Origin of the sequence: Catonella massiliensis, from assembly GCF_016651435.1 — a bacterium.
GTDB classification, from domain to species: domain Bacteria; phylum Bacillota; class Clostridia; order Lachnospirales; family Lachnospiraceae; genus Catonella; species Catonella massiliensis.
On sequence record NZ_JAEPRJ010000001.1, the window covers coordinates 1,768,454 to 1,785,338 of the forward strand.

Consider the following 16,885-nt stretch of genomic DNA (forward strand, 5'->3'; position numbering starts at 1 on the left):
GTAAGTCCGTTTAATGCGTTCTTTTAAAATAATCCATCAAAATATCCTTAATGTAGTTATACCGTCTTGCATAAGAATTTTCTACCCTTATAATCTGCAGGTTGTGAGCCTTACATATCTCATTTTTCTTCCTGTCTCTTTCAATAACGGCTTCTTTCGTATAGTGTTCCTTACCGTCAAGTTCTATGGCAAGTATAGGTATTTCAGCCTTACCCTGCTTTTCATATACCACAAAATCAAATCTTCCCATATAGAATAAGGCATTATGTGTCAAATTCTCCTGAAATACCTGAGAAATAGCTACTTCCTTATGAATAGTATATCTGCTTTGAGTTATCCAGATATTCCCTAAGGCATGCGTTAAATTGTCAAGAAAGGCATTTTCAGTTGCAGTTGAAAAAGGCTGTACTCCCAACGCTCTGGAACTAACCTGTTTTTTAGTAACTACGGACTTGCCATTGGTTCTTACATAGTCGACAAGTTCATAAAGGTCATCATCAGTGTTAGTTCCGTGTAGTCTGTCAAGCTCTTTCTTACTGGCAAGCAGAATCAACTTGTCCTTTGCCCTTGAAGTAGCTACATTGATTAGCTCCTTGTTGTTTTTAAGCCAGTTATAGGTACCATCTGTTGTCCTGTCAGAAAGTGCTGTGGAGAATAATACCACGTCCTTTTCATCTCCTTGAAAGGCATGAACAGTTCCGCAGACAACATTCCCTAACTTTCTTTCGGCAATCCCCCTTTCTATCAGGTTCTTTTGATTAACAAAAGGAGTAATAACTGCTATGCTCTTGTCCTTGTTAAGTGTGGCATAATCAAGAATCTCATTCACTTCTGCAGGAGAGGTATTTTTATGCTCACTTCTGCTGTTTTCTACATCTACAAAGAGTAAGGGTTCATTTTCTCCACTATTTGTAAGTATTTCAAGTTTTGAGTTATAATATTTTTTATTGTTAAAGTCTATTATCTTCTTATTGGAACGATAATGGCAGCGAAGCAGGACCTCATCACTTACTGCATCACAAGCTAAATATGTCTTGTAAATCGAATTTTCCTTATAATCATATTCGTCACTTATGTCATACTTTTTCTTTAGTTTAACATTGCTTATATCATCTAGGAGAACAACCGGTCTAAGCTGTTGGGGATCTCCCACCAACATCAAATTATTTCCTCTTATTATAGGTACAAGGGAGATGGCGACATTACATTGACTTGCTTCATCTATAATAACCCTGTCAAATAATATTTCGGGAGAACCAAGCCTGTGAGCTGATATGCAGGTAGTCACCATAACCGGAAATGCTCTTTGTAACAACTTTACATTTGCGGACTCCTTAAGGTATTTAGCAAATTTTTGTATTTTTTCATCCTCTTTTATATCAGCGTCAAGTATGTTTCTAAGTTCGCTAAAAGGCTTAGTTTCGAGCTTTTTTATGTATTTAGCAGAGGTGAAATAAAGATATTGATAAAACTCCTTCTCATTTCTATCCAAAAGCTCCATAACCTTGTCATTGGATATTTCTCCTAAACTTTCAATCTTCTGATTAAGATTGTTCATCTGGTTCATCTGCAAATCCATCTGAAAGGCTGAAATTGAGCCAACATTCTCCATTCCTTTCTGGTATTTGATCAGATGCTCCATGCTCTCTTTTCTCTCTTTTAATTCAACCACCTCCTCATAGTTTTTTAGGAGATCTGAAAGTTGTTCTGCCCTTGTTTTCCTATCTTCTTTTCTTTTATTTAGGGTATCCTCATAAATATTAATGGCTGCAACCTGCTTCCTAAGCAAGTTAATATAATTGATTGCCTGTCTTAGCTTTTCAGTATTGCCAAGACGCAGTATAGGAAAAGGTATGGTTTTATCTTTGTATTTCAAGTTGGTTAAAGCATTTGTTACACTGTCTATAGGCATATTGTTGTACGAGGCAAAAAGGACAGTTGTCTCATTAAAAAATGCCGTAATTATAGTATTCTTAATTGTATTTGTTTTTCCTGTACCGGGAGGTCCCTGTATGTAAGCACAGGGAAACTTCATAGCATTATTTATAGCAAGCAGTTGGTCCAGATTTATATTTTCATTTATGAGAGCAATAGGATATGCCTTATTTCTTCTTCTTGGTTTTGTAAGCAATTCTCCAAAAAATGCCTTTATGGGAGTGCTTACATTGCCTGCTGCATACATATCGAGGATAGCCTTGTATTCATTGTTTAAGTCAAGGGCAACATCAATGCCAAGTCCAATGATATAAGGTATGTCATCCACCATTTCCGCACCATTTAAATGGCTTGTTATCACATCCTTAATGACTTCTATCTTGGTCTCAAAGTCATTTAGAAGCTCATACTCATCTGCCTCTAAAAACCGTCTTATATTCTGAACTTCTCCTCCCATTGTAAACTGTGTACATATTGTTATTTCTTTAGCCGGCTTCAACGCCTTTGCTTTCACATCCAAGCCAAGCTTCCTGTATGCCAGTATGTAAAGTCCCTTATTGGTGTGCACACTGAGAACATTCATAGCAAGATTTTTAATTTGCAGCCTCCCACTTCCACATTTTTTTCTGTCCTTGTCATATTGAAAGTATTTAACTATTTGCTTAAATTGTTCGTCTGAAAGATTATATATCTCACTGTCTATAGTTTCTCTGTCTAAATATTCTATCAGTTCAAAATCAGTCTCATAAACTGTTCCATCTAACTTATTGCACATTTCAAGGTAGTTTAGGATTTTTAAATTGGCACTTTCCGTAAATACATTCACGTATTTTTCTGGATTCATAGCTATATCTTCTATTAGTTTTTCATTTCGCTCGCAAAAACTCCCACCCACTACTTCAGCTGATATTATTGAATCTAAAAATATCTTATCCAGTCTCATAACCGTGTAATAGCCCAAATGAAGACTATCCACCTTTAGTACCCTGGTATATGGCTCTAAGTCCACAATACTAATCCAATATCTGGTAGTTTCCTCATTTTTGTTCTTATACTCTATTTTCAACCATTTTCCCTCGTGAATGGCTCTAAATAACTCTCTGCAAATATTATCCATAAACCCCTCTAATATTTATGCTCTAATCGTTGTAGTTACTAAATTTCTATTATAGCATATACTTACAGATATTTACCACATCAAATTGTTACAAGATACCACGCTGTTCTTCTTTATAAAAACGCAAACACGGTAAACTTTGTTTGTCGCAGATATAGAATATCGAAATTATCCCTTATGAGGCGGAATAAAAGGTTTGACGGAACACTTCACGGATTCAGTGTTCACATAAAGTCCGAAAAAGCGAACGCAAATCCCAGCGTTCGCTAAAAGATTCCTAGAAACCATTTACACTGTATCTTGTTCCTCTGCCATTACCAAGCTTTTCTATATAGCCTCCTTTCAATAAACTATTAAGTATCTTTAATGTCTTAGTTTTCCCAAATCCTGTTAGTTCCATGACTTCAGATGATGTAAGTGATCTTTGTACCAGATTACTATAAATGCTGTATTCATCATCATTTAGTTTAGGCAGTTCACTCTCCAATACAGGGAGTGACAGTTTTATAGAATTTTCATATACAGTAATAACCGGTTTAATCTTGCTGTCTTTATAGGATGCAAAAATACGATGTATTCCCGTTCCAAATCGCTCAATAATTCCAAGTCTAAAGAACACATTTCCAATTATTGGATTTCTTAATACTGATATTTGACCGTCAATATATTCTTCTTTAGACAATCCTTTCGGAAGACTACCTGGAGAAATAATTTCTATTTTATCATCAAACATAGATATGTTTATATTTGATTTAATATCCCATGTTCTATGCACAAGCGCATTAGCAACGGCCTCTCTAAAAGCTCTCTCTGGTATTTTTTCAATCCTTTTTCTCAATGAGCCTTCAATAACTTCATATTGATAGTACTGCCTATATTTTTCTAAAGCCTTATCATACTGTCCAAGTATAGAAACACCGGCATATTCCGCTCTATCCAAAAAAGTATTAATATCTTTACCAAATCTAACCATGTCTATTCCCGGAAAGTCATTATTATCAGCCAGAAGTTCTCCTGCAATAGTATATCCTTCCTTCTTGTTATACAATTCGAGAGTTATCAGTAAATCTTTTGTGAGTTTTTCTACCCCCATTACACTCTTTAATTTTTCTCCCAAAATCTTAAACTCAAGTTTGTTTTTTGAAGAAGTAAGGCTGTCATATGATTGATTTTGCCCTTCAAGTATAAGCCTTGTCAGCTCTAAAGCATCTACTTCAACAGTAGCGCTATCATTCCTTTTATACGCCTTTGATTTATAAAAATACGGTTTATAACTTCCTTCTTTCACTGTCAGTGTAATTATGTTTTTATCACTAATTGTTAAACTATAGTCAGGAGCAGGTTTGATAGAATCATTTATCATATTTTCAATGTTAAGGCAGGTACTTTTTACATCTTTTATCCCCACAACACTCCCATCATCTTTTCTTCCAAATTCTATCTTTCCTGTACCATAATTAGCAAAAGCACTCACTGTCTTTAGGAATGTATTTGATACTGTTTCCTTAAATTCCAAGTTTTTTGTTTCTCTCATAAGTTCCTCCCTATATATTATTTGTGAAATCCATATATTGGTTTACTACTTAACTTTTCCAACACTATTGTCTTCAATCTGTCTCCATTAATCACTCGCATTATAGCACAAAAGGAACGAAAAAGCGAACGTAAAATTTACGTTCGCTTTAAATTGATCTTAATTTCGCAGCTAACTTACTCTTTACCAGTATTAAGACTTAGAACAGATTCTAGAAGATACCTAGTATACTCCTGACAAGGATTCTGCAACACTCTGTCTGTTTCACCCTCCTCAAGGATTGCTCCATCCTTCATGATTGCAACTTTATCGGCAATATATCTTACAACTCCAAGGTCATGTGAAATAAATATCATATTAAGCCTAAGGTTTTTTTTCAAGCTCTTAAGAAGATTTAGTATCTGTGCCTGAACAGATAGGTCAAGTGCAGATACAGGTTCGTCACAGATAAGAATTCTTGGCTCACAGCTAATTGCTCTTGCAATTCCTATACGCTGTCTCTGTCCACCAGACATTTCCCTGCCATTTTTATACAAGTAGCTTTCTTCGAGTGAAACCAGCCTTAGAAGTTCTCTGCATCTTTCCTCTCTTTTAGCACTATTCCACTCTGGTTTTAAGCTTTTCATAGGCTCTTCAAGTACCTGTTTCATAGTCATATATGGGTTGATAGAAGAATAAGGGTCTTGGAATATCATCTGCATAATCTGACGTCTATCCCTTATATCTTTTGGGTTGTTAAATTCTTGTTTCCTGCCGTATAAAAATAGCTCTCCTCTATCTGCCTGTTGCAGTCCCATAAGGATACGGCTCAAGGTAGTTTTACCACAGCCTGATTCTCCTACCAGACCGAGTACCTCCCCCTCTTTTAAGGTAAAAGAAAAATCATTTAATACAACTTTTTCTTTATTCCTACCTGTTCTAAAAGCTAAGCTCAAAGACTTTATTTTCAATATTTCGTTATTATTCAAATTTGACACACCTCACACCTCTACCCTCTACGTCAATCAGTTCAGGTTTAGTATTCTTACAAGCTTCACATCTTTCATCACATCTATCATAAAATCTACAGTATTTTGAGTAATTTCTTGGACTTGGCACCATCCCTTTTATTGACTTTAGCTTAGTTACAGCTCCATACATAGATGGAATTGAAGATATCAGAGCCTTATTGTAAGGATGATATGGACTTGCAAATATACTGGGAACCGTCCCTTCTTCTACTATCTCACCACAATACATTACATATACTCTATTGCATATATGACTTAGGACTGCTAAGTCGTGTGAAATAAAGATGATTGAAGTTCCCATTTTTTTATTAAGTTCAAGTAAGAGATCAAGTATTTTCTTTTGTACTGTTACGTCAAGAGAAGTTGTTGGTTCATCTGCAATTATGAGTGAGGGTTTCATTATAGTAGCTATTGCTATTATAACTCTCTGACAAAGTCCACCCGACAGCTGGTGAGGATATTGTTTATATCTTGTTTCAGGCTCGTCTATTCCTACCACTTCCAAGGCTTCAATTACCTTTTTCTTAAGTTTAGCTCCTCTAATATCACTATGAAGCTTAAGCACTTCAGATATCTGGTTACCTACTGTTTTTAGAGGATGTAATGCTTTAGTTGGTTCCTGAAATATCATGCTAATTTCTTTCCCATATAGGTTCTTATCTCTATAATCTATAGGTTTTCCTAAATATCTTATTTCTCCATTTGTAATCTTAAGGTTTGATGGCAAAATATTCATTATAGCCCTGCAGGTAAGACTTTTCCCACAACCGGATTCTCCCGCCAACCCAACTATCTCTCCATGCTTTACGTAAAGCGATATTTCTCCTACAATGTCGTTATATGCTCTTCTTTTATATTCACTTATCTTTAAGTCTTTTACTTCAAGCAAATTATCCATCATAGCTTAGAACCTCCTTTAAGGCCAAAATAATCTCTAAGCTCATCCCCTAAAAAGTTAAAACTTAGTGACAACAAAAGGATGAAAATGCCTGGTGCGATAGACATCCAGGGTGCATCAAACACATAGGAGCGTCCATCTGAAACCATCACACCTAGGCTGGTCATAGGCGCCTGTGCTCCAAAGCCCAAAAAGCTAAGTCCTGCCTCCGCGAGAATGGATTCAGGGATTTCCATAGTATATATTACAATAAGAGTAGAACGAATATTAGGCAGTATATGTGCCTTCATTACACTAAACCTAGATAAGCCCATTGACTTTGCTGCATCTACATAGGTTTCATTGGCAATCATCTTTGTCTGTGCCCTTATTATTCTTGCAGAGCTAGCCCAACCAAGTACAACAAGGGCAAACATCATAGTCATCATTCCCGGACCAAGATTATATATTATAGCCATTGCCAGTATCATGAACGGATACGAAAGTGCTATGTCTACAAGTCTCATTATAATCATATCTATCCACTTATTAGATAATCCTGCAAGCATTCCAAGCAGGGCACCTAAAACTAAATTAATAGATGGGGGTATCAAGCCTATAAAAAGCGACATTCTAAGTCCGTGTATCATTCTGCTAAATATATCCCTGCTCAGTCTGTCTGTTCCAAAAATATGCTCTGCTGAAGGCGCCGACATTGGGTTTGAAAAATCTGTGGCAGTTGGGGAATATGGAGCAATAAAGTCTGCAAACACCGCCATTATAATAAATATTAGTATCACAATAGAGCACATTATAAGCAAAGGTCTGCTTTTTACTAAACGAATAAATTTACTGTTCATAATATCACCTACTTAAGCCTTATTCTTGGATCTAAAATAGTATATATTATATCTGCCAAAAGATTGCCAAGAATGGTAATTACTGTTCCAAAGAGAATAATTCCCTGAAGTACCGGTAAGTCTCTATTGGTTAGCGCAGATATAGAAAGAGTTCCTAGTCCCGGAATTCCAAATATGCTCTCTGTAATCATGGCTCCACCAAAAAGAGAGGTTAACTGCATTATCATAATTGTTATAACTGGTAACAGGCTTGATTTTAGTGCATGCAAAAATAATAAGCGGTATTTTTTAGCTCCCTTAGTTTTTGCCAAATCTAAAAAATCCATCCCTAGTACTTCAAGAAGGTTAGCTCTAAGAAGCCTTGCTATAGAGCCTGCCATCGCTATTCCAAGAACAATAGATGGAAGTATTAACTGAATAGGCTTACCAAAGCCTGATATCGGTACTAATTTTAGTTTATACGCAAAAACATACTGAAAAATGATGGCAATCCAAAAAGAAGGCATTGATATTCCCAGTATGGCAGTTCCCATGATAAGTCTGTCTACAAATTTCCCGTTGTGAAGTGCAGAAAGAATTCCCAAAATAATACCAAATATCCAAGCGAACGTGAGCGAAGATAAGGTTAGTATCATAGTCGCAGGAAATGAGTTCTTTATAATATCTGCAACCTTTCTATTCATAATGATAGATGTTCCCAAATCTCCTCTTGACAAGTCCGAGATATACTTAACAAACCTTTCTCCAACAGGTTTATCTAGTTCTAACTTTTTTACTATTCTGTCGTAAGCCTGTTCATTTGGCTTTTGTCCCATCAATACTGTAGCCGCATTCCCCGGTATTATATTCATTAACAAAAAGGTAATCAGTATAACTCCAAATAATATAACAACCGATTCTAAAATTCGTTTAGCAAAAAATTTTAACATCTAAACCACCTTACAGAATTAGAAGTCCGGAAATCTATACGAGTATCCGGACTCCCTAACATTTTTTATTTAAAGCATATCTTATTCATCATAACTATGATCTATGGTAACTCTATGTGTAGCACCACATACCCATCCCTGCCAGGTAAATTCAAAGTTATTAAGTCTAGGACTCTTAACCGATAAATTAACCTCTGCAGCTATAGGAAGGTAAACAGCCTGCTTAGTCATAAGCTCCTCTTCAAGCTTTGCAAATGCAGCAAATCTTTCCTTGGTATCAACGATACTTCTTGCCTTTGCAATCCTATCAGACAAGTCTTTATCTTTAATATTAAAACCATTTGTCTTAGATGTATCAACCTGGAAGGTAGAAAAGAAATCATCAGGATCGGGAACATCTGCAGTAACAGGGCCTAAGGTAATAGCAAATCCTTCACCCTTGGCAACAGTATCCCAGTAGCTGGTCATATCCATGTTCTTAATTTCAGCCTTAATACCTACTTCAGCAAGCATGGCTTGAAGCATTTCATTCATAGGATGTGTGTAGTCCTGACTTTCGTTCTGTAATATTACAAATGGTTTACTTGAATCAAAGCCACCTTTAGCAAGTAACTTTTTAGCCTCCTCAGGATTATATTCAATCTTAGGGAGATTCTCATTGTAGCCTGGCATTCCCGGAGGTACTATCCCATTTATAAGTATGCCTTCGCCACTGTAAAAGGTCTGATTAAACACCTCTCTATTTATAGCTTTTGTGACAGCCTGTCTTATATCAACCTTTGCCATATTAGGGTCATTCTGGTTGAAAATAAGATAATCCATACTAGGTGCAAGGAATTTGATAAGATTGTCCTTCCAAAGAGGATCATTTACATAGGTATCGTAAATAGTTTTATCAATTGGCATATAGTCAAGCTCACCATTTTCAAACATCATTCTTCTGGTTGACTTATCTATATTCATAAGATATCTTACACCGCTAATTTTGGCAGGGTCATTAAAATAGTCATCATTTCTAACCAGATTGATTTCCTTATCCTGTGTCCAGTCCTTAAATTTCATATAGCCTGTACCCACAGTATATTCGGGATCAAAGCCAAATTTATCACCGCCCTCTTCTACTGCTTTTCTGTTAAAAATGGACGCTGGTGCAGAGGTTAAACTTGCAAGGAAAGGTGCATAAGGATAAGCCAGAGTAAGTTCCACTGTATAATCATCAATCACCTTCACCCCTGAAACCTTATCCGCTTTACCCGCAAGTACTTCTTTTGCGCCTTTTATCATTTCAAACTGATAACTATTAATATTGGCAGCCTTCTTATCCATCATTTTATTTATGGTAAAAAGTACATCATCAGCCTTTAGTTCCTCACCATTGTGGAACTTAACTCCTTTTCTTAGATGAAAAGTAAACTTAAGTCCATCTTTTGATACATCCCAGCTTTCTGCAAGGCTAGGTACTATAGTCAGATTTCCTTTATCATCCTTTCCTACTTCAACAAGCCTGTCATAAATCTGAAGTGGAATAAAATAGTCTGCATTGGTATTTTGTATATCCAATGTCTTAGGATTCTGAAACAGGGTTAGTACCATAATGTCACCATTCTTGCTTTTGTACCCCGATGTGTTGCTAGTCTCTGCAGTTTTTGAACCTGATGACTTAGCGTCAGCTGTTGAACTTGCTACAGTTGCTGTTGTTGCGGATGACTTCTTAGCTTCGCTATTTCCTGTATTTCCCCCACAGGAAGTAAGAACCAATGCAGAAGCCAATAAAATTGCCAGTGATTTCTTCATATCTCCTCCTTGTTATATTACAGCTGTAATCTCTGTAATTTTTGTATAAAATCAGCATATATATGATATTCCAATCTGTATATATTGTCAAGTAAATTGCGTGATAATTTCGTTACTTTCAGTATTTTATCTAAATTTATTATAAATACTATCATTTATTATTATTATCTATGGTAAATTTTGTATGATACGATATAGTGATTGAAAAGTATTATAATTTTAAATTCAAAAATTTTTACGTTCTTTAAAAGGCCAAAAAAGCGAACGCAAAATTTACGTTCGCTTTTTCGACCTCTCTATTCTAACATCCACTTCCATGCGGGAAGTACCTTTACTTCTATTCCGTTCTCCCTAAGTTTAGCTTTTAGCTGTTTGTAATCACAATGCAATTCGCACTAGTGAGGAGGTTTCTAAGTTTAGCAAATACTCCAAAGTTTTCATTTCCTACCTGCTATTATCCCAGATTTTGCTCCGGTATGTCCTGCCAAATTATATATTCAAGTATTTTTTCTTCATCCTCTTTATCCAGATTCATAAAGTCAAGAATTTTCTCCCCCGGAAAATATGACTCACAGTAATTCGGGATTACACCAGCAGGTACAATTCCGATACGGTCAACACCAAGAAACCTATCCGCCATTGCTCTTCCATCACGAATTGTAACCGGATAACCAGCCCGATATATTGACAAATAAAAATAAGCAGCCTCAACCGACCTGTTCCATGCGTTACCTGCTGTATAAAAATAATACCCTTTTTCATCCCTCATCACATAGAGATCAACATGAGTAGAATTTCCACCCCGGCATACTTCCCACGGATGCCCTCCGTAACGCATACGATCATTGTACCATGTTTCAAATGCACTCGGGCTGTTTTCATCAATGCCACACAAACCTTCATCCCGCCCATCGGCATGTTTCAAATACTGCTCCTTTGGAGGCAACTCGCATCCCTGAAAGTGGTTTGCTTCATATCCCAATGCACAACAATGAAAGAACAATCCTGATGTCATTGTTTCCATCCTACCATTTGGCGAAGGCTTATCTTTCACTCCATCCATAAGTCTGATAAATTCATCATAATCAGATTTTGAAAAGTTTTTCAGATAATTTTCTTTAACCTCCGGAAACGCCCTCCAGTAATCATTTCTGATAATTGTACCAGTTCGGTTTTCTGGTGTTAAATGGGTCTTTACATACTCATTGTATGTGCCTTCCTGCATCTGATTAATGCAACACTTTACTGATACTGTCAGCCATTCTACAAACGGATTGACTGCATCCCCAAATCGGTCATATTGTTCTTCATTTAAATGCGGATTCACCTCAAGCACCATTCGGTTTTTAAGAAATACCGCCATATATCCATCGTTTTCTAATGTAACAAGATGATACCAGTACACATCATCGGGGTACTCCTCTTTCCACCACCTTTCAAACTCCTCATAATTTTCAACATCACCATATTCTTTCGCTGTCTCATAATCTCCAAAGTCAGCTATTGTTCCTTTGGGTACTTCAAGCCAAAGTTCCCTGCGTTCATCATCACCACAGGATTTAATTAATTTCAACTCTGCAAACAGTTCTTTTATAATCTTTATGGTATTTTCATTTACTATGGAAGAATTTCGGTTCAGAGTTTGTATATAATTGTCTACTAATGGGGCAGCCAGTTGACTAGACATTTTGCTGATTCTACATAGTGTATTATCCATCAAGACACCTCCTCCTATGTGTTGAATATTCTTTTAATAAAATCCTTCGTATTCCAAATTATTTCACTCTCTTTATCGTCTAATCAAATCAAACAAAGAACTATTGGCTAGTTTTCTTAAAACTTTTAATAAGCCACGGTATCGTAGGCATTTTCGTGAAAGTTAGATTTTTAACTTCACGGATTCTTTTTCCCATCATTTTTGTCTTATTCACAAGACACTTACATTTTTCAACCCTTTAATTCTCTTAAAGCCTTACCACTGGCGAGACGCAAACCAAGTTCTCTATGTCAGTATCTTTAATATATAACTTAGGTATGATTATATCTTCACCCTGTAGGTCATCAAGGGAAAGAATTACTTCTTCATTCTCAGATATTTCCTTTGTAATAAGCCCATTCTTGCCTCTTAAACTAATTATATATCTGCCGTCTTCGGAATAAATAAAGCCGGGCTTTTTAGCATCAAAAAGTCTTAATTTAATGTAGTTTTCTTCCTTGGAATACTCGCATATAAGAAGCGTTCCCTTGGACACCCAAGTCTTACCATCCTTTATAGCGTGAGATAGCTCTGCTTCAACATCTCCCGCTTCTTCTCCCTCTATGAAGGTAGCATACTGGTTCCCCATGTCCCAGTGACCGTGCAAGTCCATGCCACAGGTCGCTGCAAGCCTCTTGCCATCTAAGATTAGCTCCTCCCACCAGATGAGTCCCTTTTCATTTACTTCGTGTAAGGGTTCAGGGTTGTTAAATACCTCAATAAAATCAACAGCAGAAAAGTCCTTCACCTTCATTTCAAACCTGCATCCCTTTGCAAAAGGTGCACCAAACGAGAACGGATGGGCAATCCCAACTAAGGCTCCCTTAGCTCTGGCAGCATTAAACAAAAGCTCAGGCTTAAAAAAGTCGATTGAGTCCCAAGGCACATAGACAGGGAGGTTCAGGCAGAGAATATGTCCGTAATAAGTCGTATATTCCATTCCATAGATACATTTTGTCTTATAATCCCCATTATCTAAGAGTTTTTTAATAATAGAATGTCCCGATATGGTGTTGTGGTCAGTGATTGCAAAGGCATCCACCCTGTCAGCCTCCATGATTTCAAGCAATTCCTTACAGCTAAGAGAGCTGTCGGATTCTGTAGTATGATTGTGAAGTTCAAGCCTCTTATACATCGCTCTCTCCTCTCTGCGCTTTAACGCTTACCTCATAAGGGGTTTCATCCATCAGCACATTGAACACAAGTACAGTGACCTTTAGCACGCCCTCAAGGCTTTCTGGCATTATACAGCCCTCCGATAGCTTAGAAGACGAAAATACCATATGCCTTTCAAGCCTTTGCTTATGAATACAGCCGATGAATTCGTCATTAAGGGTTGCCATAAGATGAATCTCTGTTTTCATATTGTGTAGGCAGTTATCAAGTGCTTCCTCATCATTTTCTCCAAGGCTGATGCCATACTCTTTTTTGCAGAATTCTTTCATTTCCTCCAAAGGAACCATATCCGCTGACGGAAAATGCTGTTTTGAAAACTTCAGGCAAATGTCTAACTCACTGCACTTATAAGGCAGGCAGATAGTATAGGTTATCTGACCTACAAAGCCCGAATTAAGCTCTCCCTTTACCCTGTACAATTCTTCCATAAAGCCTCCTAATAGGTGAAATTCCTCTACTGTGTTAATATACACAAGCTTCCTGTCATTTACTTAAAAGTAAGTTACTATAACTGACTATGAATCCCATAGTCTCTGTCCTGCTTTCTGTACATAAGAGGGGTTATCCCCTCCGACTTCTTAAATACCCTGAAAAAATACTGGCTGTCTTCATAACCCACCTTTTTAGATATGTCTGTAACACTCTCGTCTGTGTTTTTCAGATAATCCTTTGCAGCCTTTATCCTAAGCTCTGTAAGAAAATTGATGGGTGAACTGTTCGTCTTTTTCTTAAAGAGGGCGGAAAAATAATTGATATTTAGGTCATATCTTTCCGCAATGTCATTTATGCTTATATCCTTGTTAAAATTATTCTTCATAAACTCTATTGCAGAGAGGATTTTTTCATCCGCAGTCTTTTCCTTGTCTCCACTCTTCTTAAGAGAAACCTCTATGATTGAAGTCAACTCCTCCCTGACCTCTTCTATGTCTTCAAACCTCCCCGACCTTGAAAAGGCTGAAAGTATGGTCTCAACATCATTTTCCTCATAATCAGCAGAATTTCTTAACAGGAGATTTAACACCCTCACCCACATAACCCTCAGATAGTTAATTCCGTATCTTCTAAGCGTATCCTTTGAAAATATATCAAGAGCAGCATTTTTAGCCTTTTGTATCTCTTTTCTCTTGATATAGTTTTCGAGATTGTTAAGCTCCGATATAGGAAAACTCTCAATAGGCACATCCTTCATATCTTCATAAAAGTAAATATTTGCCTTACCAAAAAGCATAACCTGATTGAGGGCTTTTTCTGCCTGTTTGAGACTCTTTTCATTTATTTTTTTAGCAGGCTTACTCATACCGAAGGATAATATTATATTCATATATTTTTCAAGCACAGCCTGGATACCCAAAAATATCTTCTCAGAGTCTTTTCTTAATCTCTTCTCATTTGGAGAATAAAGCAATATAAAGAGTTCACTTTTATTGGTCAAGTTATTTGCAATCAGCTTGTCCGACTTGGTAGTAATCTCAGCAAAGACATTTTTGATGGAAAATCTCAAAAGGTCTATTTCTCCCTGAGTGAAACTCCCGTTTTCAAAGCTGCTTTGGTGTATGCTTATTATGCCAAGCATAAAGTATGGACAGGCTTCTTCCTTTTCGCCTAGAAGATAGGGATAGTTTTCCTCAATAAAAGGATAGCTCCCACTGTCTACACTATTTACAAGAAGATTAAAGTCCTTCTCAAAAAGGTATTCAGCCTTTTCCCTTGTAAGTATCCCCTTGTGAATGGATGCCTCCTTAATCATTTTCTCGCTCTTAAGCTCATAGATAACCTTGTCAATGCACTCCTTCAGTTTGTCCTTAGATACAGGCTTAAGCAAGTATTCTGATATACCAAGAGATATAGCCTTTTGGGCATAGGAAAACTCTGCATATCCGCTTAGAAGTATGAACTTAGTACCTTCCCTTTCCTTCTTTGCCTCTTCCACAAAGCTGAGTCCGTCCATTTCAGGCATGGATATATCAGTGATTACAATGTCGGGATTAGATTCTCTAAGTACTCTAAGTGCAGAATTCCCTGTATCCGCCTCAAGTATTTCATCAAACCCATAATTAAGGAATTCCAGCTGTGCTATTATTCCCTGTCTTATGAGGTTTTCATCATCTACAACTAAAATTTTATACATATCAGTCCCATTCCGGATTCTTTGCAGGAATCGTGATGATACAGCTGCTGCCCTGATTAGGTGAGCTTGAAAGCCTTACACCGTATTCATCACCGTACACAAATTTGATTCTTTGGTTCACATTTTTAACTCCAACTCCTGAGTTCTCATCACTTTCAGTTCTCTTAGAGTTAATAACATGATTTATATAGTCTACCTTCTCTGCATCCATACCTACTCCGTCATCTTCAATTCTTATAACAAGGTTGCCCTCACAAATCTCGGTACGGATTTCTATTATACCTCCATTAGTCCTTGGAGCGATTCCGTGTAGGATAGAGTTCTCGATTATAGGCTGCAGGATAAACCTTGGAACGAGGCAGGACTTAGTATCGTTCTCAACATCATAGAATACCTCAAGTTTATCTCCGTACCTCATTTTCTGTATGAAAATATAGTTCTCTATGTGAGTTAACTCATCCTTTAGCGAAACAAAGTCACCATAGTTTTTGCCAAGGCTGTATCTGAAGATTTCTCCAAGCTTTCCAGCTATGTCGCCTATAATAAATACCTTGTTTACCGCAGCGATGCTGCTTATAGTCTCGAGTGTATTGTATAGAAAATGAGGATTAATCTGCAGCTGGAGATTTTTTAGTTCCAGTTTTTTTCTATCAAGCTCCTGTACATAGTTGGTCCTTATCAGCCTGTCAAGCTTAATAAGCATCTGGCTGAAATGCTCATCAAGGCTCGTTATCTCATCACCGCCTGTGATAGGCTCTTTCACACTCAAATCTCCTGTTTCCGCCGTCTTAAACTTGTCCACAAGCAGATTCACCCTTTTTGAGAAACGCTTTGCAAATAAGCCCGCTGCCAAGGCGATAACTCCTATAAGGGCAAAAAGTACAGGGAAGAACAGATTAATTATATTATTCCTTTTACTTACAAGCTCTTTGTTGTCAAAGGCAAGGTCTGCTTGTAATCCAAGGTTGTCAAAGTTAAATCTATACACCACATAGCCATGAGTCTTAATTCCTTCCTCATCATTTGAGGCTGCGTACTCAAGTATTTCTTTTCTTGCCTCTTCTCCCATAGCAGTTTCAGCAAAAAGTACCTTCCCCTCTTTATCAGAAAGAATGATGTCAAAGCTGCCATCTTCTCCCTCACCTGAGACAGAAGAGAACATCCTGTTTAAGTTCACATCCAGCTTAACAGCTCCTATATCCTTTTGGGCAAGGGATCCGGTATCCAGTATATAGATATTATACACCAAAGACGCTATGCTCGTTTTAGTATTTTTCCCACTCGCATAAGGGTAGGTGAACCACTTTCCCTCTCTGCCATTATAGTAATTATACCAGCTCTCTTTCCTCGCAACCTCCCAGGTAGAGGCACTTCGTCCAAATATTTCCCTGCCTTGCAGCTTGGTGTAGACCATACAGTTATTTATCTCATTTCTGCCTTCAAGGAGCAGACTCTTAAAAATCTCCTCACTAATTAACTCCCCCTTTATATATGGGGAATCCAGAGGATTTAAGAGCTGCTCCTGTATGGTTGTATTCTTTGATACTACAAGTACACCTGTTTCAAGTCTGTTAAGCCTGTCTTTTATATTGTTGATGTACTGCAGTCCAATCTGTTTATATGAGGCAGTAAGCTCCTTCTCAGCTGTACTTTCAAGATTTCTAAACAGTATTATACTGACCAGAATAATCGGTACAAGACTGATTAGGAGCGAAAATATAAGAACCTGCCTAAATATTGTTTTTGAATGTTTTACGGTGTTTATCATA

12 protein-coding genes and 1 pseudogene are annotated in these 16,885 nt (G+C 37.1%); 1 reads left to right on the forward strand and 12 read right to left on the reverse strand.

What is annotated here, in order from left to right; translation table 11 throughout:
- Positions 1-10: 10 nt before the first annotated feature.
- Positions 11-3,052 (reverse strand): AAA domain-containing protein, encoded by a 3,042-nt coding sequence (locus tag JJN12_RS08055; protein WP_208429193.1) that lies wholly within the window; start codon positions 3,050-3,052, stop codon positions 11-13.
- Between the two features lie 42 nt (positions 3,053-3,094).
- Here JJN12_RS08055 and JJN12_RS14185 point away from each other — a divergent pair.
- Positions 3,095-3,259, forward strand: a pseudogene (locus JJN12_RS14185) (IS481 family transposase); the annotation flags it as partial.
- A gap of 70 nt (positions 3,260-3,329) precedes the next feature.
- Here JJN12_RS14185 and JJN12_RS08060 read toward each other — a convergent pair.
- From JJN12_RS08060 to JJN12_RS08110, 11 genes are all read right to left on the reverse strand, one after another.
- A complete protein-coding gene (locus JJN12_RS08060) occupies positions 3,330-4,586 on the reverse strand; it encodes an ATP-binding protein (protein ID WP_208429194.1) in 1,257 nt (418 codons plus the stop codon).
- A 176-nt stretch (positions 4,587-4,762) separates the two neighbouring features.
- Positions 4,763-5,554: an ABC transporter ATP-binding protein gene (locus JJN12_RS08065; RefSeq protein ID WP_208429195.1), complete on the reverse strand. Its 792-nt coding sequence runs from the start codon at positions 5,552-5,554 to the stop codon at positions 4,763-4,765.
- Complete coding sequence (locus JJN12_RS08070; RefSeq protein ID WP_208429196.1) at positions 5,547-6,497, reverse strand: ABC transporter ATP-binding protein; 951 nt, start codon at positions 6,495-6,497, stop codon at positions 5,547-5,549. The genes JJN12_RS08065 and JJN12_RS08070 overlap by 8 nt, the downstream gene beginning before the upstream one ends.
- Positions 6,494-7,333, reverse strand: a complete 840-nt coding sequence (locus JJN12_RS08075; RefSeq protein WP_208429197.1) for an ABC transporter permease — start codon at positions 7,331-7,333, stop codon at positions 6,494-6,496. The genes JJN12_RS08070 and JJN12_RS08075 overlap by 4 nt, the downstream gene beginning before the upstream one ends.
- Positions 7,334-7,341: 8 nt before the next feature.
- On the reverse strand, positions 7,342-8,262 hold the full coding sequence (locus tag JJN12_RS08080) for an ABC transporter permease (protein WP_208429198.1): 921 nt from the start codon (positions 8,260-8,262) through the stop codon (positions 7,342-7,344).
- A gap of 81 nt (positions 8,263-8,343) precedes the next feature.
- Positions 8,344-10,056: an ABC transporter substrate-binding protein gene (locus JJN12_RS08085; RefSeq protein WP_208429199.1), complete on the reverse strand. Its 1,713-nt coding sequence runs from the start codon at positions 10,054-10,056 to the stop codon at positions 8,344-8,346.
- Positions 10,057-10,510: 454 nt separating this feature from the next.
- Positions 10,511-11,773 carry a hypothetical protein gene (locus tag JJN12_RS08090; RefSeq protein ID WP_208429200.1) on the reverse strand — a complete coding sequence of 421 codons (1,263 nt, stop codon included), beginning with the start codon at positions 11,771-11,773 and terminating at the stop codon, positions 10,511-10,513.
- Positions 11,774-12,020: 247 nt separating this feature from the next.
- On the reverse strand, positions 12,021-12,947 hold the full coding sequence (locus JJN12_RS08095; protein WP_208429201.1) for a CehA/McbA family metallohydrolase: 927 nt from the start codon (positions 12,945-12,947) through the stop codon (positions 12,021-12,023).
- Positions 12,940-13,416 carry a DUF6669 family protein gene (locus JJN12_RS08100; RefSeq protein ID WP_208429202.1) on the reverse strand — a complete coding sequence of 159 codons (477 nt, stop codon included), beginning with the start codon at positions 13,414-13,416 and terminating at the stop codon, positions 12,940-12,942. The genes JJN12_RS08095 and JJN12_RS08100 overlap by 8 nt, the downstream gene beginning before the upstream one ends.
- 77 nt (positions 13,417-13,493) lie before the next feature.
- On the reverse strand, positions 13,494-15,116 hold the full coding sequence (locus JJN12_RS08105; RefSeq protein ID WP_208429203.1) for a response regulator transcription factor: 1,623 nt from the start codon (positions 15,114-15,116) through the stop codon (positions 13,494-13,496).
- A gap of 1 nt (position 15,117) precedes the next feature.
- Positions 15,118-16,884, reverse strand: coding sequence for a sensor histidine kinase (locus tag JJN12_RS08110; RefSeq protein WP_208429204.1), 1,767 nt, complete (start codon positions 16,882-16,884; stop codon positions 15,118-15,120).
- Between the last annotated feature and the right edge of the window lies 1 nt (position 16,885).